At 39.1% G+C, this 22,236-nt stretch carries 19 protein-coding genes; 12 read left to right on the forward strand and 7 right to left on the reverse strand.

Annotated elements, in window-relative coordinates:
• The first annotated feature begins 29 nt into the window (after positions 1-29).
• The gene (locus H6541_04610) at positions 30-1,334 is read left to right on the forward strand and encodes a TolC family protein (protein ID MCB9015055.1); all 1,305 of its coding nucleotides are present in this window, start codon (positions 30-32) and stop codon (positions 1,332-1,334) included.
• A 75-nt stretch (positions 1,335-1,409) separates the two neighbouring features.
• Here H6541_04610 and H6541_04615 read toward each other — a convergent pair whose 3' ends face one another.
• Entirely contained in the window at positions 1,410-1,601 is a 192-nt protein-coding gene (locus H6541_04615) for a cold shock domain-containing protein (protein MCB9015056.1), read from the reverse strand.
• Between the two features lie 218 nt (positions 1,602-1,819).
• Here H6541_04615 and H6541_04620 point away from each other — a divergent pair, with 218 nt between their 5' ends.
• The 5 genes from H6541_04620 to H6541_04640 all read left to right on the forward strand — a co-directional run bounded on the left by H6541_04620 (position 1,820) and on the right by H6541_04640 (position 5,224).
• On the forward strand, positions 1,820-2,317 hold the full coding sequence (locus H6541_04620; GenBank protein MCB9015057.1) for a hypothetical protein: 498 nt from the start codon (positions 1,820-1,822) through the stop codon (positions 2,315-2,317).
• A 191-nt stretch (positions 2,318-2,508) separates the two neighbouring features.
• Positions 2,509-3,114, forward strand: coding sequence for an HAD family phosphatase (locus H6541_04625; GenBank protein MCB9015058.1), 606 nt, complete (start codon positions 2,509-2,511; stop codon positions 3,112-3,114).
• 96 nt (positions 3,115-3,210) lie between these two features.
• On the forward strand, positions 3,211-4,071 hold the full coding sequence (locus H6541_04630) for a UbiA family prenyltransferase (protein ID MCB9015059.1): 861 nt from the start codon (positions 3,211-3,213) through the stop codon (positions 4,069-4,071).
• 29 nt (positions 4,072-4,100) lie between these two features.
• Positions 4,101-4,634, forward strand: a complete 534-nt coding sequence (locus tag H6541_04635; protein MCB9015060.1) for a DUF1697 domain-containing protein — start codon at positions 4,101-4,103, stop codon at positions 4,632-4,634.
• A 47-nt stretch (positions 4,635-4,681) separates the two neighbouring features.
• Positions 4,682-5,224 (forward strand): GNAT family N-acetyltransferase, encoded by a 543-nt coding sequence (locus tag H6541_04640; GenBank protein MCB9015061.1) that lies wholly within the window; start codon positions 4,682-4,684, stop codon positions 5,222-5,224.
• A 62-nt stretch (positions 5,225-5,286) separates the two neighbouring features.
• On the opposite strand, the gene H6541_04645 is transcribed toward H6541_04640, so the two are convergent.
• From H6541_04645 to nadB, 4 genes are all read right to left on the reverse strand, one after another.
• Positions 5,287-6,210 carry a TerC family protein gene (locus tag H6541_04645; protein MCB9015062.1) on the reverse strand — a complete coding sequence of 308 codons (924 nt, stop codon included), beginning with the start codon at positions 6,208-6,210 and terminating at the stop codon, positions 5,287-5,289.
• A 221-nt stretch (positions 6,211-6,431) separates the two neighbouring features.
• Positions 6,432-7,109 carry a zinc metallopeptidase gene (locus tag H6541_04650; GenBank protein ID MCB9015063.1) on the reverse strand — a complete coding sequence of 226 codons (678 nt, stop codon included), beginning with the start codon at positions 7,107-7,109 and terminating at the stop codon, positions 6,432-6,434.
• Positions 7,110-7,350: 241 nt separating this feature from the next.
• Entirely contained in the window at positions 7,351-7,896 is a 546-nt protein-coding gene (locus H6541_04655) for a gamma carbonic anhydrase family protein (protein ID MCB9015064.1), read from the reverse strand.
• A gap of 134 nt (positions 7,897-8,030) precedes the next feature.
• Complete coding sequence (gene nadB, locus H6541_04660; protein ID MCB9015065.1) at positions 8,031-9,602, reverse strand: L-aspartate oxidase; 1,572 nt, start codon at positions 9,600-9,602, stop codon at positions 8,031-8,033.
• 265 nt (positions 9,603-9,867) lie between these two features.
• On the opposite strand from nadB, the gene H6541_04665 reads away from it, so the two are divergent.
• From H6541_04665 to H6541_04690, 6 genes are all read left to right on the forward strand, one after another.
• Positions 9,868-11,391: a GNAT family N-acetyltransferase gene (locus H6541_04665; protein ID MCB9015066.1), complete on the forward strand. Its 1,524-nt coding sequence runs from the start codon at positions 9,868-9,870 to the stop codon at positions 11,389-11,391.
• A 395-nt stretch (positions 11,392-11,786) separates the two neighbouring features.
• Positions 11,787-12,776, forward strand: coding sequence for an ABC transporter substrate-binding protein (locus tag H6541_04670; protein ID MCB9015067.1), 990 nt, complete (start codon positions 11,787-11,789; stop codon positions 12,774-12,776).
• Between the two features lie 68 nt (positions 12,777-12,844).
• Positions 12,845-14,779, forward strand: a complete 1,935-nt coding sequence (locus H6541_04675) for a SpoIIE family protein phosphatase (protein ID MCB9015068.1) — start codon at positions 12,845-12,847, stop codon at positions 14,777-14,779.
• Positions 14,757-15,191: an ATP-binding protein gene (locus H6541_04680; protein MCB9015069.1), complete on the forward strand. Its 435-nt coding sequence runs from the start codon at positions 14,757-14,759 to the stop codon at positions 15,189-15,191. The genes H6541_04675 and H6541_04680 overlap by 23 nt, the downstream gene beginning before the upstream one ends.
• A 124-nt stretch (positions 15,192-15,315) precedes the next feature.
• On the forward strand, positions 15,316-16,560 hold the full coding sequence (locus H6541_04685; protein ID MCB9015070.1) for a divalent metal cation transporter: 1,245 nt from the start codon (positions 15,316-15,318) through the stop codon (positions 16,558-16,560).
• Between the two features lie 110 nt (positions 16,561-16,670).
• A complete protein-coding gene (locus H6541_04690) occupies positions 16,671-17,978 on the forward strand; it encodes a hypothetical protein (protein MCB9015071.1) in 1,308 nt (435 codons plus the stop codon).
• 114 nt (positions 17,979-18,092) lie between these two features.
• On the opposite strand, the gene odhB is transcribed toward H6541_04690, so the two are convergent.
• Both odhB and H6541_04700 read right to left on the reverse strand, forming a co-directional pair.
• Positions 18,093-19,373, reverse strand: coding sequence for a 2-oxoglutarate dehydrogenase complex dihydrolipoyllysine-residue succinyltransferase (gene odhB / locus H6541_04695; GenBank protein ID MCB9015072.1), 1,281 nt, complete (start codon positions 19,371-19,373; stop codon positions 18,093-18,095).
• A 10-nt stretch (positions 19,374-19,383) separates the two neighbouring features.
• Entirely contained in the window at positions 19,384-22,188 is a 2,805-nt protein-coding gene (locus tag H6541_04700; protein ID MCB9015073.1) for a 2-oxoglutarate dehydrogenase E1 component, read from the reverse strand.
• Positions 22,189-22,236: the final 48 nt, after the last annotated feature.

Here is a 22,236-nt window from a genome sequence, read left to right on the forward strand (position 1 = left end):
TCCGGAATAATTCCGAAAAAATACATAAAATGAGTGCATTCAGAATAATAAGTTTTCTGTTGTTGGTCTTGGTAATGCCTCTTGCCGGGGCGGGTCAGCCTTTGAGTTTGAGAAATGCCATTGATTCGGCTCTGCTAAATAACTATGACATTAGAATAGCTAAAAACGAGGCTGAAATATCGAGAATAAATAATCGCTTCGGGGTTGCGGGCGGGATGCCTGTGGTGTCAGTTGGCGCTGGTGATAATTATTCCAGCACATTTAAATTTCAAAAATTCAATGATGAAACTGAAAACAGTCAGTCGGGTGTTGGCGAAAACTCCCTGAATGCGGGTATTTCTGCAGGAGTGCTTCTCTTTAACGGTTTCAGGGTGATTGCTGCTAAAGAAAGATTGAATCTTCTTGAAAATCAAAGTCAAATGGATTTTAATCTTCAGGTGCAGAATACTATTGCCGATGTAATGATGGCCTATTTTGACATCTTCAGGCAGGAAAGCTATTTGAAAATTATGCAGCATTCACTTAACGTTTCAAAGCAAAAATTTGAAATTGTGAGTTTGAAAAATAGTGTGGGAATGGCCGATGGTGCTGAGATGCTTCAGGCGCAAACAGATGTAATATCTGCCGAACAGCAGCTGGCTCTTCAGCAAATGGGAATCGCCCAGATAAAGACAGATTTGCTCCAGAAAATGAGCGCCAAAAATCACTTTCCTTTCGAAATTTCCGACAGTATTATTGTAGATGGGAATATTGTTGTTGATTCAGTTTTAAACTTGCTGAATAATAATCCTCAGTATTTGAGTGCTTTGCAACAAGTGCAAATCAATGAGCAATTAGTCAGAGAGGTGTCGGCTCAGCGCTACCCTTCTCTGAGACTAAATGGCGCTTTCGATTATTTTCAAACGGATATAAGTAAAGGTAATGTGCTGTTAAACAGAAATTATGGTCCTTCTGCAGGTGTTTCATTGCAAATTCCGGTTTTCAACGGGGGTATTTACAAAACTCAAAGAAAAATTGCCAGGATTCGTGTTGAAACAGCCAATCTGGAATCACAAAAACTAAAAAGCGCTCTTCAGGCACAGGCAATCAGATTGTATGCCTCATATGCTACGGCATTGGAGCAGATTGAGCTGCAAAATCAAAATTTTGCTTTAACCCGCCAACTTGTTGATGTGGTTTTAAATAAGTTTAACCTGAATCAGGCAACAATCCTGGATGTAAAAGCTGCACAGTCAAGTTTTGAAAATGCGGCCTATTTATTGGTAAATCTTCAATTTTCGGCAAAAGTTGCTGAAATAGAGTTGAAAAGGTTAATGTTCAGACTTGACTTTTAACTTTTCGGGCAACTGACTAAAATAAAAAACCCCGCTTTGGCGGGGTTTTTTAAAGAATTATGTCCTGTATATATATTAAATCACTTTAACATTTACTGCGTTTAATCCTTTACGACCTTCCTGAAGATCAAATGAAACCTGGTCATTTTCCCTGATTTCGTCGATTAATCCGGAAACATGAACAAAATATTCTTTGTCCGATGCGTCATCTTTAATAAATCCAAATCCTTTCAAATCATTGAAGAATTTTACTGTTCCTTTACTCATGTTGTGTTTGTTTAATATTAATTGTGCGCAAAGATACATCTTTTATTCATTACATTTATTTTTATTTTATATAAGATTAAATTTTGCCTGAAATTCCTCTGTAAATCATGTAAATTTCAGCATATGTGTCTTTAAATGCCGGTATTCAAGCCTAAAATTTCTTATTTTTAGGTTGTTATGCTGACGATGAATTTTGCCTCACTTTACAAATTGTAGTTATGAAAACTAAAAATCTGGATTCATTGAAGCCTGAACCGGAATGTTGTCCCGAATTCAATCCGGTGCCGTGGAGTAATCAGGAGTTTGAATGGGAAAGTAAAAGTTTTATCAGGGATAAAGTGCTTACTTTTTACTACATGCCTTTGAATTTTGGCGCTGTGATGCGAAGGATGAACGCCAAAGTAGCTGCAGCACAGGCCGAAGTGCCCGATTGGCTCTGCTTGTCAGAGCATTCATCAAAATGGAAAATGAATGTTCTTTTGGCTGTAAATAAGGAGATTCCTGATGCCAGTAATGTTAAGCTGAGTGGGAAATTTTTCAGTAAAGTATATGAAGGGCCGTATAGTGATACCGGGAAATGGACTGATGATTTTAAAAATGCAGTGCATGAAAAAGGTTTGAAAGTGGATAAATGGTATATGTGGTATACCACCTGCCCTAAATGTGCTAAAAAATATGGCAAAAACTATGTCGTAATAATGGGCAGGCTCTCATGATTTATGTTAAATTACCATGACCCAACGCCTGAGAATAGAGGATTTTGCTACCTTTGACAGAAGCAATTTGTCTATTATCATGGGTTTTGTGATGATATGATAAGACACAGGCTAATATGTCATGTTTCTTGCATTCTTTTATCCAAATAGTGCTATGCTGGCTAACTTTGCCGTCAGATTAATTCATTCATATGGCTGAAAAAACTATAGTTTTTGATTTTGGGGGTGTTCTTATTGACTGGAATCCTCGTTATTTATACCGGAGTGTTTTTGAAAAGGAGGCAGAAATGGAATGGTTTCTGGATCATATTTGCACTTCAGAATGGAATCTTAAGATTGATGCAGGTAAACCGTTTGCTGATTCGGTCAGGGAACTTTCAGGCATTTTTCCTGAGTGGGCGCATGAAATTGAAGCTTTTCATTCGGGCTGGGAAAAAATGCTGGGTGGCGAAATCATGGAATCTGTCCGGATATTGAAGGAGATACAAAGTCGCCAGTATAAAGTTTACGGGCTTACCAACTGGTCAGCCGAAACATTCCCTGTTGCACTCAACCAGTTTGATTTTTTACAGTCATTAGATGGTATTGTGGTTTCCGGTGCTGAAAAATTGGTAAAACCTGATCCTGCTATCTTTCATTTACTACTTGGCCGTTACAAACTAAAAGCGAAGGATTGTGTTTTTATTGATGACAATATCAATAATGTGAATGTTGCCAGCTCGTTGGGGTTTGATGCGATTCATTTTATTGGAGCATCGCAGTTAAGAAAAGCCTTAGCTGACAGAGGAATTATCTGATTTCCTGTTTTAGCGGTTTTTTGTTTTGAGTTTCACAGCAGAAATCTGGCTTACCAGATATTTGCCAAACGGAATCGCTATATAAGTGCATCATGGATGTTTAAAGTAAAGAGAACGATTTCAATCCTTTTATCGCAAATTTTTCTTGGCGGATTTGTGCTCATATCTCTTGCAGCAGTGGCATTGGGCATCGTTACTCAGATTCTGCTGGGTAATTGGCATGGTTTACAACCGGTTCATTTGCTTCTGTTTGCCGGAACTATGGTAGCTTACAACTGGCACAGACTGATGAAGATGTGGTTTGAAAATTCATTGCCTGCCATAAAAAACTATAGCATTTCACTCGTCATGTTGCTGCTGTTTTTGCCGGTTCTGATTTGTGCGCTTATTTCTATCAATAAAACTACGCTGTTCATACTTATTCCTCTAACCATCGTGACTTTGCTTTATTCATTGCCAACCCGACTTAAATTATGGTTTTTCCCGGTCAGAAAGATTCCTTATATAAAAGTGTTTATGGTAGCTGCAGCCTGGTCATTTGTTACCGTTTTGCTTCCTGTGGCAGATAGCCCTACAACAGTGGATACTGGAATAACTTTTATCATTTTTGCCGGACGTTTTTTTCTGCTTCTTGCCGTTACTATTCCTTTTGATATGAGAGATGTGCAAAGCGACAGTAGATTAGGGATATTGACATTGCCGGTTGTTTTCGGAAGAGAAAAGGCTCGCATAACGGCAATTTGTTGTGGTTTGCTCTTCCCGTTATCCGGTATTGCCTTAGGATTATATAGCGGCAATTATTTTATTGTCATTCCCGAAGTGCTGACATCAATGTTGATACTGAAATTATTAATGTGCAGCAAATGTTATGAAAATCCTTTGTTCTATACACTCTATCTTGATGGTTCCCTGTTAATTTATGGATTGATTGCGATGGCAGGATGGTATTTTTTTTAAATTGAAATACATTTTAGTACAAATTAACCATGATGAGAACTTACGTGGCACTTTTGCGCGGAATCAATGTAAGCGGTAGAAATGTGATTAAAATGCACAATCTATGCGATGCTTTGCAAGGGGCCGGGTTGGAAAATATCCGTTCATATATTCAAAGTGGAAACCTGGTGTTCGGTTCTCAGATAAATGATACGATGGATTTGGCATCCATAATTTCCGAAAGAATTAAGCAACAATTTAACATGGAAATTCCGGTTATGGTGTTGTTGCAGGATGAGTTGTTTTCTGTTAAAAATGAAAATCCGTTTATTCTTCTTCAGATACCTTCACACCAGTTGTATGTTTCATTTCTTGAGGCTTCTCCTGAGCCGGACATGCTGGCATTGTTAATGAAAACTGATTTTAATCCTGATGAATTGATTGTTTCCGGAAAGGTTATTTACCTATGGTGTAAATCAGGTTATGGTAAAACCAGGCTTACCAATGATTTCTTTGAGAATAAATTAAAAATGAGGGTCACTACACGTAACTGGAATACAATCAATAAATTATGCTCGATGTAAGCTGGTGCTGAATGACATGAATACATACTTTAAAGCAGAAGATAGTTATGTTCGTTCTGACAAAAAATCAAAAGCAGGTTCAACTGGTGAAATACAAACCTGTTTATGCCGGCTTGCTTCTTCAATATTTGAATGGCCTGAGTTTGGAATCAAAAGCACGGTTCGGCCCTCACCCGTTTACGGCAAAGGGGATTGAAGCCATCTTTAACAGTAGCAACGCGGTGTATGCTTTTTTGGGTTTAGATTTACAAACAGGTGAAATTATAGCCTATTCTCTTATAATGGAAGAGTGCACCCACGAGGATTTGCAAAGGTATAATGCCTATGGCATTTGTTTAAAAAGTCAAAAAATATGCTCCTATGCACCTTCGGTAGCTGATAAATGGCAAGGCTCCGGGTTAGGAAGCACTATGTTTGATTTTATCAAAGAAGAAATTAACCTGCAGCGTTACAACTTGATGATATTATGGGGTGGCGTTCAATCTTCAAACGCCAGAGCATTAAATTATTACAAAAAACATGGTTTTGTAGAAGCAGGTAGTTTTGAACATAATGGGTTCAACTTTGATATGGTGCTTAAAATCAGGTAAATAATACTTTGTAAGGTTATGGCGATAATTAATCTGCAGCTTCAAGGGCAGAACAGGGGCGATTAGCTTTTTCCTTCATCCTTTTGCGGAAACATCACCGAAGCCATGATCGAAATCAAAAGAATGCCAAAAATGATCATGAGCGACCAAGTGATAGGGAATTTATAGGCAACGCTAAGAATCATTTTCGTTCCAACGAAAGCCAGAATAGCAGCCAGGCCGTACTTCAGATAATGGAAGTATCGGGTTATTCCAGCCAGTGCAAAATATAAAGCCCTTAACCCTAAAATAGCAAAAACGTTGGAAGTGAAGATGATAAAAGTATCTTTTGAAATGGCCAGAATAGCTGGGATTGAGTCAACTGCAAAAATCAAATCCGTAAACTCAACTACAATTAATACAATAAAAAGGGGGGTGGCAAAATACCGGTAATTTTCTTTTACAAAAAATTTGCCTCCGTGCATTTGGGTCGTAACCGGAAAGAATTTCTTAAAAACTCTTACCATCGGGTTTTTATTCGGGTCAACCTGGGTATTATCAGGGAATAGCATTTTTATGCCCGTAAAAACAAGGAATGCCCCAAAAACATAAATAAGCCAATGAAAACTATTAAGTAGTGCTACTCCTGCAAAAATAAAGATGGCGCGCATAATAAGTGCACCCAAAATGCCCCAGAAGAGGACTTTATGCTGGTATTTGGGCTCAACTTTAAAATATCCGAAAAGCATAATAAACACAAACAGATTGTCAACGCTCAGCGATTTTTCTATTAAATAGCCTGCCAGAAATTCCAGTGCTTTTTCTTTGCCCATTAAGAAGTAAATCAGCACATTAAAAGCGAGCGCCAAACCAATCCACACTGCACTCCAGGCCAGTGCTTCTTTGATTTTAACCTCGTGTGATTTCCGGTGGAATACACCTAAATCAAGAGCCAGCATTAGAAAAACAAACGCCAGAAACAATATCCAGTGAATAGGGTGAATGATCATATACTGTGTTGATTATTAATGGAAATGCGGGATTTTATTCCCGCTCATTTTTTAAAAAAAAGTAAAGCAAAGTTGCAACATTTACTCTTATCTTAATCTGTTGTGGTTTAATAAAATAATCGCCGAAGTAAGTTACAGTCGGCGATTATTTTCTGTTTATCATCAACACTTTGTTTCAAGTCGTTTCACGATGATATTGGTTAGAATAGTTTTAACCATCAATCTCTTCTTCCCATGTAAATCATAATGTAATAAAGCAGGGTGGCCAAAGATGCCAAAGCTGCTACTACATAAGTATAAGCTGCCCAGCGCAAAGCCTCTTTGGCTTTTGGCAGACTGGCTGTAGAAGTAATTCCGCTACCGTCTAACCAGGCAACAGCCCTGCGGCTGGCATCAATTTCAACAGGGAGCGTAATGAAACTGAACAAGGTTGTCATGGCAAAAAGCACTATGCCGGCCAATAACAAACCCGGAAATGTGTTTACCAGTAAGATGCCAGCTAATAATACCCACTGTACCCAATTAGAGGCAAAACTTACCACAGGTACCAGCGCTGAACGCATTTGCAGCCATGAATATGCATGAGCATGCTGTACAGCGTGGCCGCACTCATGAGCAGCAACAGCTGCAGCCGATATATTACGGCCATGATACACGTCAGGACTGAGATTTACAGTCTTATTCTGAGGATTGTAATGGTCTGTCAACTCTCCCTGAACTGATTTAACCTGAACGTCAAAAATGCCATTGTCGCGGAGCATCTTTTCGGCAATATCTGCACCGCTATATCCATTGTTTACCGGAATTTGACTGAATTGCCTGAACTTTGACTTAAGGCGTGCACCAACCAGCCAGCTCAGCAACATGAAAACTCCGAAAATAACCAAATATCCCATTTTATTATAGTTTTTAAGTTTGTAATCAATTATCAAAAAGTTTGCCACAAAACCCGCTTGACAGATTGGCAGTAATAGAAATTTGACCCAAAGAATCTATATCTGAAAAATGTATCGGAGATATAAATATTGCCTGATTAACAGGCATTTATTTATTTTTCCATGACTGCTTCAGTTTTCCTGAAAAAGGAATAATGAAACGGATGGTCAGGCTAATTTTCACTTTTTTGATATCGAAGTTTTACTTTGAAGATTCTTCAATGGGTTTGACTGAAGGATCGTGCCAACTGGCGTACATGGTGTAGCTTTTTGATATACGGTTGACCTGCCCTTCCAGTAATTTGGTATCGATAGATTTTATTTTTTTTGCCGGAACTCCTGCGTAAACACTGCCCGATTCAACCAATGTGCCTTGTGATACCACAGCCCCGGCTGCAATAATTGAATTGCTTTCAACTACTACATCATCCATAACGATGGCACCCATACCAATGAGTACATTGTCGTGAATGGTAGCCCCGTGAACGATTGCATTGTGCGCAATTGAAACATTGTTGCCAATATTTACCGGTGATTTCTGGTAAGTACAATGGATAACCGCCCCATCCTGGATATTTACATTGTTGCCAATTTTAATATAATGTACATCGCCACGCACCACCGCATTAAACCACACGCTGCAGTTGTCTCCCATTTCTACTTCGCCCACAACGGTGGCATTTTCGGCGAAGAAACAATTTTTACCAATAATTGGTTCTATTCCTTTTACTCCTCTTATAAGTGCCATTCCTCATTCTCCTTTCTGAAATTATGGTTTGTCAAAAAAATCAACAGTGAACAAACGAACGATTTTCAAAAGTTGTTCTCATTCATCAATTTGTTTTTCTGCTGTCCCTTAAACTGATTTTACGGTTTCAATGTTCACTCCGTTTTGTATTGTTTCGGATAATCAATACTATGGTGAAGGCCCCGGCTTTCTTTTCGTTCCATTGCCATTTGAATAATCAGTCCGGCTACTGTAATCATATTGCGTAGTTCACATATTTTCTCAGTCAGAACTGATTTTTCATAAAGGTCTTCTGTTTCTTCCTGTAATATTTGCAGGCGGTCATAGGCTCTTTTTAACCGCAAATTAGATCTGACAATTCCTACGTAGTTGGTCATGATTCCCTGAAGTTCCTTTAATGATTGAGTGATAAGAATCATTTCTTCATTAAATACAGTACCTGAAGCATTCCAGTCGGGAATTTCATTCATCAGCCTGATGTTTTTTATTTTCTCAATGGCATCAAGGCTGGCGCGGTGTGAGAAAACAAGTGATTCCAGCAATGAGTTGGATGCTAATCTGTTAGCTCCGTGAAGACCGGTCGAAGCGCATTCGCCTGACGCATAAAGATGATGAATAGTGCTTCTTGCAAAAGCATCAACTTTAATGCCTCCGCATGTGTAATGTGCTGCCGGAACCACTGGAATCATCTCTTTGGTCATATCAATGCCAATGCTTAAACATTTGGCATAGATGGCCGGAAAATGATTAAGAATGACGTGCATATCGAGGTGTCTGGCGTCCAGGCAAACATAATCGTCGCCACTAATCTTTAATTCATTGTCAATGGCTCTGGCAACAATATCGCGGGGAGCAAGCGAAAGCCTGGCATCATATTTTTGCATAAACTCTTTCCCTGTCCTGGTTTTCAGAATAGCTCCTGAGCCTCTCAAAGCTTCAGTGATTAAAAATGAAGGTTTTTCGGCAGGGTTATAAAGTGAAGTCGGGTGAAACTGAATAAATTCCATTTTTTCATTTTCGCCTTGCGCTCTGCTCACCATTGCTATTCCGTCGCCGGTTGCCACAGGTGGATTTGTAGTTGTAGCATAAACATTGCCAGCTCCGCCGGTAGCCAGCATCGTTGTTTTGGCAAGAATGGTAATAATCTGGTGGTTCAATTTATTGAGTACATAGGCGCCATAACAGGTTATATCACTTTGTAAATCAGCTTCTTTGTCGAGATGATGTTCAGTAATAATATCAACGGCAAAGTGATTTTCAAGAATTTCAATATTCTTATTTTCCTTCACCCGTTGAAGCAGAATGCTCTCAATTTCAGCGCCAGTCTGGTCTTTGTGATGGAGTACTCTGAATTCGGAATGGCCGCCTTCCTTTGCCAGATCGTACATGCCAGTTGGGTTTTTGTCAAATGCCACTCCCCAGTCAATGAGTTCTTTTACTCTGTCTGTTGACTCAGTAATGGTTATCCGGACAATTTCAGGATCACTCAAATCATCCCCGGCAATCATGGTGTCCTTAATGTGTTTTTCGTATGTATCAGGTGTGTACATAACCGCTGCAATACCTCCCTGGGCATATCGGGTAGCACTTTCTTCAGCTTCACTTTTGGTTACGATAATTACCTTGCCAAAAGCTGAAACTTTTAGCGCGTAACTCAAACCTGCTATTCCGGTGCCAATTACCAGAAAATCTACTTTCTTTCGCATAGGATGCGTTGTTTTAAGACGGCAAAATTAGTATTAATTGATATGTTATAGCCTGTTTTTCGGATTAACTTTATAAGTTTCACGTATGGTGGTTAATCAGTTATTTAGTTGTTAATCGGAAGTTGTCTGGTGCACATTCAAACCTGAAGTGCATGATTTTTATTATATTTGCAGTAAGTTTGGTGTTTAACGGATACTGATTTTTGATTTATCGTATTTATCGCATCATCGAAACAATTCAATGAATGAAGTAAAAGTTTTTAATATGAAGAATGAAATTGAGAATATTGAGCTAACTTATCTGACGCTGAACGACTATGAGGAATTTAAAGAAGCTATGATTGAATCTTATTCCAATATGCCTAATTCCTACTGGAAAGAGCATCATCTGGAATCATTGATTAAAAAATTTCCGGAAGGACAGGTAGCCATAAAAATTAATCATCAGATTGCAGGTTGTGCTTTGTCTATTGTTGTTGATTACTCCAAGTTTGATATCCGCCACACTTACCGTGAAATTACAGGAAATTACACCTTTAATACGCATACACCTGATGGCGATGTGTTGTATGGGATTGATGTTTTTATCAGGCCTAAATTCAGGGGGTTGCGATTGGGCAGGCGGTTATACGATTACCGGAAAGAATTGTGTGAACGGCTGAATCTTAAGAGTGTGGTTTTTGGGGGCCGTATTCCGAATTATTATAAATTTTCAGGCGAAATGACGCCCAAAGAGTATATTGAAAAAGTAAGAAGGAAGGAAATTCACGATCCGGTGCTGGACTTTCAAATGTCAAATGATTTTCATCCTTCGCGAATTTTGAAAGGCTATCTTGAAGGAGATAAAGAGTCAAATGAATTTGCTGTATTGCTCAAATGGGAAAATATTTATTATGAAAAACCCGGCACCAAAGCTGCCATCATCAAAAAGGTAGTCAGGCTGGGTCTTATTCAGTGGCAAATGCGTCCTTATAAGCATTTAGACGAATTGATGCAACAGGCTGAATATTTTATTGATGCTGTATCAGGTTACCGGGCTGATTTCGCTTTATTCCCTGAGTTTTTTAATGCTCCATTAATGGCAGAAAATAATCATTTGTCAGAACCCGAGGCGATTAGAGAGCTGGCTGGGCATACTTCGGAATTGGTTCAAAGGTTTTCTTCACTTGCCATTTCTTATAATATTAATATCATTACAGGCAGTATGCCTGAACTTCGTGAAAATCAATTGTATAATGTTGGGTATTTGTGCAAAAGAGATGGTTCTGTAGAGAGTTTTGAAAAACTTCATATTACGCCCGATGAGTCTAAAGTTTGGGGTTTGCAGGGCGGTAATCAGTTAAAGGCTTTTAATACAGATTGTGGTAAAATTGGTGTGTTGATATGCTATGATATTGAATTTCCGGAACTTAGCAGGCTGCTTGCCGATGAAGGAATGGATATTTTGTTTGTTCCTTTTCTTACCGATACCCAGAATGGATATTCCAGAGTCAGGCATTGTGCCCAGTCAAGAGCAATTGAAAATGAATGTTATGTGGCCATTGCCGGAAGTGTTGGTAATTTGCCTAAAGTGCATAATATGGATATTCAGTATGCCCAATCAATGGTATTTACACCTTGTGATTTTGCCTTCCCGGCAACAGGAATTAAAGCTGAAGCGACACCAAATACCGAAATGATTCTGATTGCTGATGTTGATATTGATATGTTAAGAGAACTGAATCAATTTGGAAGTGTGAGAAACTTAAAGGACAGACGGACAGATATTTATACATTAAAGAAGAATTAACCAGAGAGTAACATATGGTTTCTTGCTGGTTAGTATTTATTGGTTTCACTGGTGCAAAGCCTTGCATAGATTCATAGTAATGAGTTAACGTCCAGTGAGTTTGTTGCTATGTATTTTTGAGCCACAAAGGTTTACTTTGTGGCTCCTGTGTTTATATAATTTGCGTTTTTATTAAACATATAATATAGCCTTACCGGCTAATGTAATGTGTAACCTCTGCCATTTATAACCTGTAAATTGTTTCCCCGTTTGCAAATAGCCCGTTTTTTATATTATAACTTTTAAAATTCCAAATAGAATTTATTGTCCCGCTTAATGATGTTTTGTTTAAGAAATTTTCATTTTTATCCAGTTACATTAACTCATTAATTGAATAAAGTATAAACGTTTTTGTGATGAAGTACTTTCAACATCAGTCAGTGAGGCTCTCTTGCTTGTTTTTTTTATTGTTCATTGCGAAGTTCTCTGATGGTCAAACAGAAAAACTGACTTTTTCGCCACAATGGCTTCCTCAGGCTCAATTTGCAGGTTACTATGTTGCTCTCAATCAGGGTTTCTATAAAGATGAGGGCTTGGATGTACAGATTATTCATCCATCTGCCAGCATTTCGGCTTTTGATTATCTGAAAGATGGCAGAGCGGATGTGATTTCGACATTTTTAATGGATGGTATCAGAAGCAGGGCAAACGGCACACCAATTATAAACTTTGCTCAGCTCTCGCAACATTCATCTTTGATGATGGTATCGAAAAAAGGGAGTGGAATCAGCAAGTTAAGTGACTTTAATCATAAAAGACTTGGCATATGGAGTGCGGGTTTTGATGAAATACCTATAGCCTTTATGCGGGAAAATAATTATGATATTGAGTTGGTCAGAATACTCAATACCATCAACCTGTTTTTGATGGATGGTGTTGATGCTCTTACAGTTATGTATTATAATGAATACGATCAGATTATCAATAGTGGAATCAATGAAGATGAGCTTAACACATTTTTTTTCTCGCAATATGGTTTTGATATTCCGGAAGATGGCCTCTATTGTCTTGAGAATACTATGGCAACCCGGAAAGAATCACTCCGTAAGTTTGTAAAAGCAACCTTACGGGGCTGGGATTATGCTGCAAAAAATAAAGATTACACAATTGACCTGGTTGTCATGGAAATGAACAAGGCGCATATACCTAATAATAAGGCACATCAAAGATGGATGCTGGAAAAAGTGCTTGATATGATTTCTCCGGGTAACAAAAATGTTACAAGAGGACATCTGCTTGAGCAGGACTTTTACAGAGCTAATGAAATATTTAAGTCAGGAGTAAGCCCAAAAACTTCGGCTGCTGCCGTTAAGTTAAATGAGTTTTACAAACCTTTGGTTGACTAAGTGCTTCATTTGCATTTTTTTATCATCAGTTTATTCTTCAGTCGGGTTTCATTATTGAAAAGTCAGGAATGAAAAAAAACAGTCTCTCTTTTAAGATCATATCACGAATTTTGCTCTTTTGCATTGCGCTGGGCTTGGTGATTTTTACCATTTACTATTATTTCACCAGAGAAACCATTGAACGATCAGCAAAACAGAATGCTATCTCATTGGCCAATAATACAATAAATAAAATTGAAGATTATATAAAACCGGCCGAAACAATTCCTGAAAATCTGGCCTGGATTATTGAAACAGGCGCAATTTCAAAGGATTCCATCTCTTCATTTCTGACAAAACTGGTAAAAAATAATCCGGCTATTTTTGCCAGTGCCATTGCTTTTGAGCCGTATTTTTTTTCTAATGATCTGAAGTATTTTTCGCCATATGCCTACCGCAAAGACAGCTCGATTGTATCGGCCATGTTAGGTTCGCCTGAGTACAACTATTTTATCATGGATTGGTATCAGATACCTGCAGTGCTTAAGCAGGCGTATTGGTCAGAACCTTATTTTGATGAAGGTGGCGGAGGCATTCTTTTGTCGACCTATTCGGTGCCATTTTATATGAAGCGAAACGGACAACGTGTTTTCGGAGGAGTTATTACCATTGATATTTCGCTCGACTGGCTTACCGAAATTGTTAATTCAGTGAAAATTTTCGAATCTGGTTATGCTTTTCTTATTTCAAGAAACGGGGTATTTGTGACTCATCCCGACCGTTCGTTCATCATGAATGAGTCCATTTTTACTTTGGCAAAAGAACTTGAGGTTCCTCAATTGCGCGAAATCGGCCGCAGTATGATAAAAGGCGAGAGTAATCTGAAATCCATCACCTATAAAGACAAAGGGAAAGTCTGGATATACCATACACAATTGCCATCAACCAAATGGGCTTTGGGTGTTGTATATCCTCATAAGGAAATGTATGCCGAACTGCACAAGCTTAATTTGATTATTATTCTGCTTTCAGCATTTGGATTGGGTTTACTGCTTTTCTTTACGGTTAAAATTATCAATAAGCAGGTGGGGCCGCTTACAAAATTTTCTAAATCGGCAAGGTTGATTGCCGAAGGCAATTTTAATACTGAACTTCCTGCTATTGTATCAAATGATGAAATGAAAGAGCTCTATGAATCATTTGATTTTATGCAAAAGGAACTGTCTGACTATATCATTAATCTACAGGATACCACTTCGGCAAAGGAAAAGATTGAAAGTGAACTGAGAATTGCCAAGGAAATTCAAATGGGAATGATTCCGCATATTTTTCCGCCATTTCCTAATTTACCTGAAATTGACCTTTTTGCTTCTTTGGTTTCGGCTAAAGAAGTTGGGGGCGATTTGTATGACTTCTTTTTAATTGATGAACACAGGCTTTGTTTTGCCATTGGCGACGTTTCAGGCAAAGGCATTCCGGCCTCTCTGTTTATGGCTGTTACGCGTACTCTTTTACGGTCAGTTGCCGATAAAGAAAGAAGTGCTTCTCAGATTGTAAGTTTAATTAATAAAACACTTTCGCTCAATAACGAGTCAAATATGTTTGTGACATTCTTTTTGGGAATACTGGATGTAAACAGTGGCGAACTTAAATATTGTAATGCCGGTCACAATCCGCCCGTTATTTTGAAAAATAAACAACATGCCAGTTATTTTAACATCACCAAAGCTATTCCGGTCGGACTCTTTGAAGATTTTGAATACACTGAGGAAAGTATGCATATTGATGCCGGTGACCAGATATTTTTATATACCGATGGATTAACTGAAGCAGAAGATGCGAATAACCAACTTTTTGGAGACTCGAGCTTGTTGAATCTGCTACAGAAAAATGTGGCTCTTTCGCCCCGAAATCTTATTGAAAAAGCAACTGATGGGGTTTCTGCTCACGTAAACGGGCATATTCAATCTGACGATCTAACCATGATGAGTATCATTTATAATGGGAAACTCCAAAAAGAATAAACAATTCATTATTCGCAATGATATCAATGAGCTTAAACATCTGGCAAATTTTTTGGAAAACATGGGAGTGGAGTGGGAGTTGCCTGGCAGTTTGATCATGTCGGTTAACCTGGCATTGGAAGAAGCCGTATCAAACGTAATATTATATGCATTTAAAAGCGGTGCCAGGGATGAGCAAATCAGTCCGGATTTCTCACTTGAAAAAAAACAGTTTGCCATTGGCTTAACCGACAGTGGCAGAGCATATAATCCATTGCAAAAAATCAATCCAGATATTACTTTGCCAGCAGATATCAGGCCTGCAGGCGGCTTGGGAATTTTTCTTATCAGGCAGCTCATGAATGATGTAAAATATAGCCGCAATGCAAATAAAAACATACTTTTAATGGTTAGAAAGCGGGGGAGTAGCTGACCCTAAATGCCAACATTTTATCCTGGTTTTATTAAATTGTTGCCTGACAAAAGATGTACAATTTTGCAGGTTTCTTCGGAATCTTAATGAGTTTGCAAATTGACAGAATTATAATAAATAGACGATGAAGACGAATTTTTGGAAAGTTTTGGGCCCTGGTATTATCTGGGCAGGGGCCGCAGTCGGGGTATCTCACCTTGTACAGTCTACCCGTGCAGGAGCCAGCTTTGGATTTGAACTGGTTTCACTGGTTTTAATAGTTAATTTACTGAAATATCCCTTTTTTGAATTTGGCCCCCGCTATGCCATTGCTTCAGGCGAAAGTCTGATACATGGCTATATGCGCATGGGTAAATGGGCCGTTTATCTGTTTTTTGCATTAACATTAGGTACGATGTTTACCATTCAGGCAGCTGTTTCGTCTGTAACGGTTGGTATTTTGATGTCAATCTTTCAGGATTTACTGAGTTTTCAGGGATGGGTACTTTTATTGTTCTTCTTATGTCTTTTAATCGTTGTTGTCGGAAAGTATAAGGCATTGGACAGAATTATGAAGCTTATTATTCTGGTGCTTTCGCTTTCAACAATTGTTGCTGTAATTGCTGCATCTGTCAAAGGGTTTCATCCGAATCCGGAGTTTGCTTCATCTTTCACATGGTCAGCGGGTGATATTGCTTTTATGATTGCCATTGCAGGATGGATGCCCAGTGCAATTGATATTTCTGTATGGCACTCAATGTGGACACTGGCTAAAATCAAGCAAACAGGATACCGGCCAAGCTTAAAGGAGGCTTTGCTCGATTTTAATATTGGCTATGCAGGCACTACCATTTTAGCGTTATGTTTCCTTGCTTTAGGGGCTTTATGTATGTATGGTTCAGGTGTTACATTTTCGGAGAATGGAGCTGCTTTTGCAACCCAGTTTTTTAGTCTTTATACTTCAACCATTGGCTCCTGGGCCTATGTAATTATTGCCATAGCAGCTACAGCTACTATGTTTAGTACTACTTTAACCGTAATTGATGCTTATCCGCGCGTGTTAAAGCCGGTTTCACAGATTCTGATTCCAAAATTCAATAACGAAAGAGCTGATAAATTTCTTGATTATTTCTGGGTGGCTCTTTTGCTTATTGTTGCATTTTTGATAATGACTTCATTCTCAACACAGATGAAGCTACTGGTTGACATTGCCACTTCATTGTCTTTTGTAACAGCGCCGGTTTTAGGTTATATGAACTACAAAGCGGTTACCGGAAGCAATATTGCACCTGAATTTCAGCCAGGCATAAAAATGAAGGTATTAAGCTGGATTGGTCTGATTGTCCTTTCTGCATTTGCCATCTATTTTATTGGTGTAAGATTTTTGTAAACAGCTGAAATCTTCCTGTAAATCAGTTTGTCAGATTCTGAATATTGTTTAGCTACCTTAAAAAAAAGGGTATAAATTTGTGCCTGTTAGTTTTTTTCAAGCAGAACTTTATGAGGATTAAAACAGGTGCTTCAGAAATATCCATCATTCTTATCATCATTGTAATGACTATTATTTCCTCAAATATTAACTGGGGGAAAGAAAGGTGGCGCGGAATACTTGAAGCAGATGCAAAAGGTTATTATGCTTATTTGCCAGCTGTTTTTATTTATAATGATTTGAATTTTCGTTTTTTTGATACAATTGAAAAGGGGAAATATTACGATTCCAACCTTTATTATGACTATCGGGCTTATGCAAATGGTAAAGCAATTGACAAGTATTATGCCGGAACGGCAGTGGCGCAGATGCCTTTTTTTCTGATGGCTCATGCATTGAGTATGGTGTCAGATAATGAAGCTGACGGGTATTCAGCATATTATCCGGTTTTTGTTAATATAGCTGCCATTTTTTACCTTTTTGTGGGTCTGGTGTTTATTAACCGTAGCCTTAAATTATTTTTTATCCGTGATAAAATCAGAGCTTTAGTGCTTTTTGCAGCTGTTTTTGGCACTAATCTGTTTTATTATACCATAGGTGAACCAGGAATGTCTCATGTTTTTTCATTTGCTTTTATTTCAGCTTTCTTTTACTATTCGAAACTTTACTTTGTTTCTTTTGAAATAAAGTATGTGCCTTTAATGGCTTTTTTACTTGGAATGATTGTTCTGATAAGACCGGTGAATGGTTTGATTGTTTTTATTATTCCCTTTGTTGCTGGTGATTTTTTTTCACTCAGGAAGGGGTTTCATGATTTCACCCGTAAACCGGGATTTTTATCGGGTAGTTTGATAATCTTTTTAGGGCTGATTTCCATTCAACTGATAATTTACAGAATTTCTACAGGTAGTTTTGTGGTTTATTCATACACAGGTGAGGGGTTTAACTTTCTGAAACCACATTTCTTTGAGATACTCTTGAGTTTCAAGAAAGGTTTATTTATTTATACGCCCATATATCTGCTATCATTCACAGGGTGTTTGTTTCTTTGGAAATCTTCCAGGTTTCAGTTTTATGCATGGTTGCTCTTTTTTATACTTATCACTTTTATTTTCTCATCATGGAGCAATTGGTATTACGGTGGTAGCTTCTCCTCAAGGGTTTATGTTGAATATATTCCGGTTTTTATGGCTTTGTTGGCAATGGCGCTGCAAAATTTCTCAAAGAAAGCGCCCAAAGCAATTCTTACAGGGGCTGTCTTCTTTTTCATTGTGCTTTGTCAGATTCAGACATATCAATACAGGTATTATCAGATTCATTGGTCTGACATGAACCGGCAGAAATATCTGGAAGTGTTTATGAGATTGGACAAACTATAAAGCAAAAGAGTTATAAGATGACTCTTACAACTCTTTTGTAGATTTGATGCGTATTATTTAATTCAACAGCAATCCGACAGTCATTTGCTCCAACAAACTTTATTTGCAGAAAGGTTATACATTGAGCAAGGCCTGTATGGGATCAACGCCGTCAAACAGCATTTTTTCCGGACTTTCAAGCAACTCTTTCACTTTTACCAGAAAGCTTACTGATTCACGTCCGTCAATTACCCGGTGGTCGTATGATAAGGCAACATACATCATTGGTGCTATTACAACCTGTCCGTCAACAGCAATTGGCCTTTCAATAATGTTGTGCATGCCCAGAATTGCACTTTGCGGCGGATTAAGTATAGGTGTTGACATCATTGACCCAAATACTCCGCCATTCGTTATGGTAAAAGTGCCTCCGGCCATATCATCAAGCGTGATTTTGTTTTCGCGGGCCTTGATGGCAAGTTCTTTAATTCTGATTTCAATTTCAGCCAGACTGAGACTTTCGGCATTTCTGACTACGGGCACTACTAAGCCTTTGGGTGCACTGACAGCAATTCCGATATCGGCATAATCGTGAAAAACCAAATCATCCCCGTCGATCATTGAATTTACCTGAGGATAGTGTTTTAATGCAATGGTGACGGCTTTGGTAAAGAATGACATAAAGCCTACAGATATGCCGTGTTTTTCTTTAAACTTGTCATTGTATTTTTTTCGTACTTCCATGATACGGCTCATATTTACCTCGTTAAACGTAGTGAGCATGGCAGTATCATTTTTAACAGAAACCAGTCGCTGGGCAAGTTTGAGGCGGAGAGTCGACATTTTTTTATGTTCTGTCAGCCTGGAACCACCCCAGGAAGAGCTGTGACTTGGAGTCGTTTCGCCTCCGGGCTTTTTGTGCGCTGCAACCTCCTCAACATCAGCGCGACTGATGCGCAGATTTGAAAAATATGTCAGAATATCACTTCCGGTGATGTTTTTTTCCTCCATAAGCTTTCGGGCCAATGGTGAAATGTGCATGTTTTCGGGTTCTTCTGCAGGTTTTTGAGAAATCGGTGCTTCTTTGGCCGGTTCTGCTTGTTTTGCCGGAGATGCAGCAGGTGTTTCAACAACCTGAGCGGCAGCTTTTTCAGGTTTTTCATTTTTGGCAGGCCGGGCCGCTGAAGTATCAATGTGGGCAACTACGGATCCGACTTTTATGGTTTCACCTGCTTCTGCCATTATTTTTATAATTCCTTCTTCCGATGCACTGATTGTCAGTGTGGCTTTGTCAGAATCAATTTCAGCAATTTCGGCATCTTTTTCTACAAAATCACCGTTTTCTACCAGCCAGCTGGCTAGTTGTACTTCGGTAATTGATTCGCCCGGGCTGGGTACTTTTACTTCAATAATCATCGCAGAATAGTTATAATTCGTTTTTTTCTGTTTCAGGAATGTACACCCATTCATGAGGTGCACATATCATTTTACATATTTCATTTGCCCTTTCGCAGGTGCATTCGCCAAAAGCCTTTTCAACAATTTTCCGTTGTCTGATGGTATGCAATTTACTGGAGCCGGAGGCCGGGCTTCCGCTTTCAGGCCTGGCAACCATAAGTAAGTCTGTTTCTTTAAAATTTCTCAATATGTAAGACCATGCGCCCATATTGGCAGGTTCTTCCTGAACCCAAACGTGTCTTTTAGCGTTAGGGTATCTGTCAAGTACAGCTCTTACCTGATTTCTTGGGAACGGATAAAGCTGTTCCAGTCTGATAATGGCCACCTCGTCTCCATCTTTACGTTTGTTTTTTTCTTCAAGCAAGTCGTAATATACTTTTCCGCTTGTAAAGATAACCCGCTTAATTTTTTCTGGTGAAGTCGTGTCATCATCAATCAGTTCACGAAATCCTCCATTGCTCAGTTCTTCAAGAGATGAAGCGCAGGCAGGGTGTCGCAAAAGACTTTTAGGTGTGAAAATTACCAGTGGCTTGCGGAATGGGCGGTGCAACTGGCGGCGCAACAGGTGAAAGAAATTGGCCGGAGTGGTGCAGTTGGCAATCTGCATGTTATTCTCGGCACAAAGTGTCAGAAACCTTTCAATACGGGCACTGGAGTGTTCAGGGCCCTGACCTTCATAGCCATGAGGAAGGAACAGTACAAGATCGCTCATGACTCGCCATTTGTCTTCAGCGCTGCTCAGGTATTGATCCATGATAATTTGTGCACCATTAAAGAAATCGCCGAATTGTGCTTCCCAAATGGTAAGACTATAGGGCGATGACATCGAATAGCCATATTCAAACCCAAGTACACCGTACTCCGACAAAGGGGAATTGTATACTTCAAAAGGGGCTTGTTTCGGACTTATGTTTTTTAATGGAGTGTATTTTTCTTCTGAATCTTCAATGGTGAGTACTGCATGACGGTGAGAAAATGTACCACGTTCAGAATCCTGACCGCTAAGCCTGACCGGGAACCCTTCACTAACCAATGTGCCGTATGCCAGCAGTTCGCCCATTGCCCAATCGAGTTTATTGCCCGGTTCAAGCATGGCTTTTCTGTCTTGCATCAATTTAACGAGTTTGCGGTTAAATGATTTTTCAGCTGGCAGGCTCGTAATTTTATTTCCGATAGATTTCAGCGTTTCTAAATCCACGCCGGTGTTGGGTGAATGGTCAAAGTCTTTGGGTACAGCCAGCCTGATTTTGCTCCATGTAGGGCCAAGAAACGGGATTACCCTGGATTTTTCAGACTCTTTTGAAACAGAGAGGTTATCTTCAAGCACCTGATTGATTTCATCTTCGATAGCTGCAGCTTCTTCCTGCGTGATAAGTTGTTCACTTAGAAGTTTATTTACATATATCTGTCTGGGATCAGGGTGTTTTTCAATTATCTTGTAAAGAACAGGTTGAGTAAAGCGGGGTTCGTCGCCCTCGTTATGGCCATATTTGCGATAGCACAGCAGGTCAATAAACACATCTTTGTCAAATTTTTCACGAAACTCCATTGCCAATTCAATGGCATGAACCACTGCTTCCACATCATCGCCATTAACATGGAAGATAGGTGACTGCACAACTTTTGCCACATCGGTACAATAGGTGCTGCTTCTTGCTTCCAGGTAATTGGTGGTAAATCCAATCTGATTATTGACCACCAGATGTATTGTGCCTCCGGTTTTGTACCCGGGAAGTTCCGACATCTGAACTACTTCGTAAACAACTCCCTGGCCGGCAATAGATGCATCGCCATGTATTACAATTGGTACAATTTTATCGGAATCGCCTTTGAAATGCTGGTCTATTCTGGCTCTGGCAATGCCCTGCACTATTGGTCCAACTGTTTCAAGATGTGAAGGGTTAGGCGCCAGTGACAAGTGAACTTTTTTTCCACTGCGTGTGATGCGTTCGGTGGTATACCCCAAATGATATTTTACGTCGCCCAATACAGTTTCATCCTCAAACTCCTTGTTCAGAAACTCGTTGAAAATGTCCTTATAAGGCTTATTCATAATATTTGACAATACATTAAGTCTTCCCCGGTGGGGCATGCCAATAAGGAATTCTTCGGCGCCAAGCTTTGCGCCTTTTTCAATTACAGCATCCAGTGCCGGAATCAGCGCTTCTGCCCCCTCGAGCGAAAAACGTTTCTGGCCTGTAAATCTTTTATGCAGGAATTTCTCAAAAAAAACGGCCTCGCTTAATTTTTTAAGAATATGTTTTTTAGAGTCAACATTGAAAGCAGGCTTGTTTTTATCCGATTCCATGCGCGATTGCAGCCAGTTTTCTATGGATTGATTCCGAATATAAACATACTCTGCACCAATAGACTCGCAATAAGTTTGGTCTAAATGGGAAATTATTTGTTGAAGGGAAGCTGGACCAATGCCGATTTCTTTGCCTGCGTGAAAAACTTTGCCCAAATCGTCTTTATTCAGGCCGTAATTTTCGATATCAAGGGTTGGCGTGTATTTTCGTCGTGTACGTACAGGATTGGTACGTGTAAAAAGGTGGCCTCGTTTGCGGTAAGCATTAATAAGGTTGATAACCTTAAATTCGCCCGGAACAGAAGGAGAGTCCTCTTGTTCCGAATAATTTTTTCTGGCGAACTCAAATCCTTCAAAAAACCTTCTCCACGATTCATCTACCGATTGATTATCGGCAAGGTATTGTGAGTAAAGTTGATTAATGTATTCACTATCAGCATTTGACAGGTAAGAGAACTTGTCCATAATTTAATAAGATTAAAAGCGCACAGTACAAATATAGGCTAAAATAGG

Source organism: Lentimicrobiaceae bacterium (assembly GCA_020636745.1).
Taxonomy (GTDB): Bacteria; Bacteroidota; Bacteroidia; order Bacteroidales; family Lentimicrobiaceae; genus Lentimicrobium.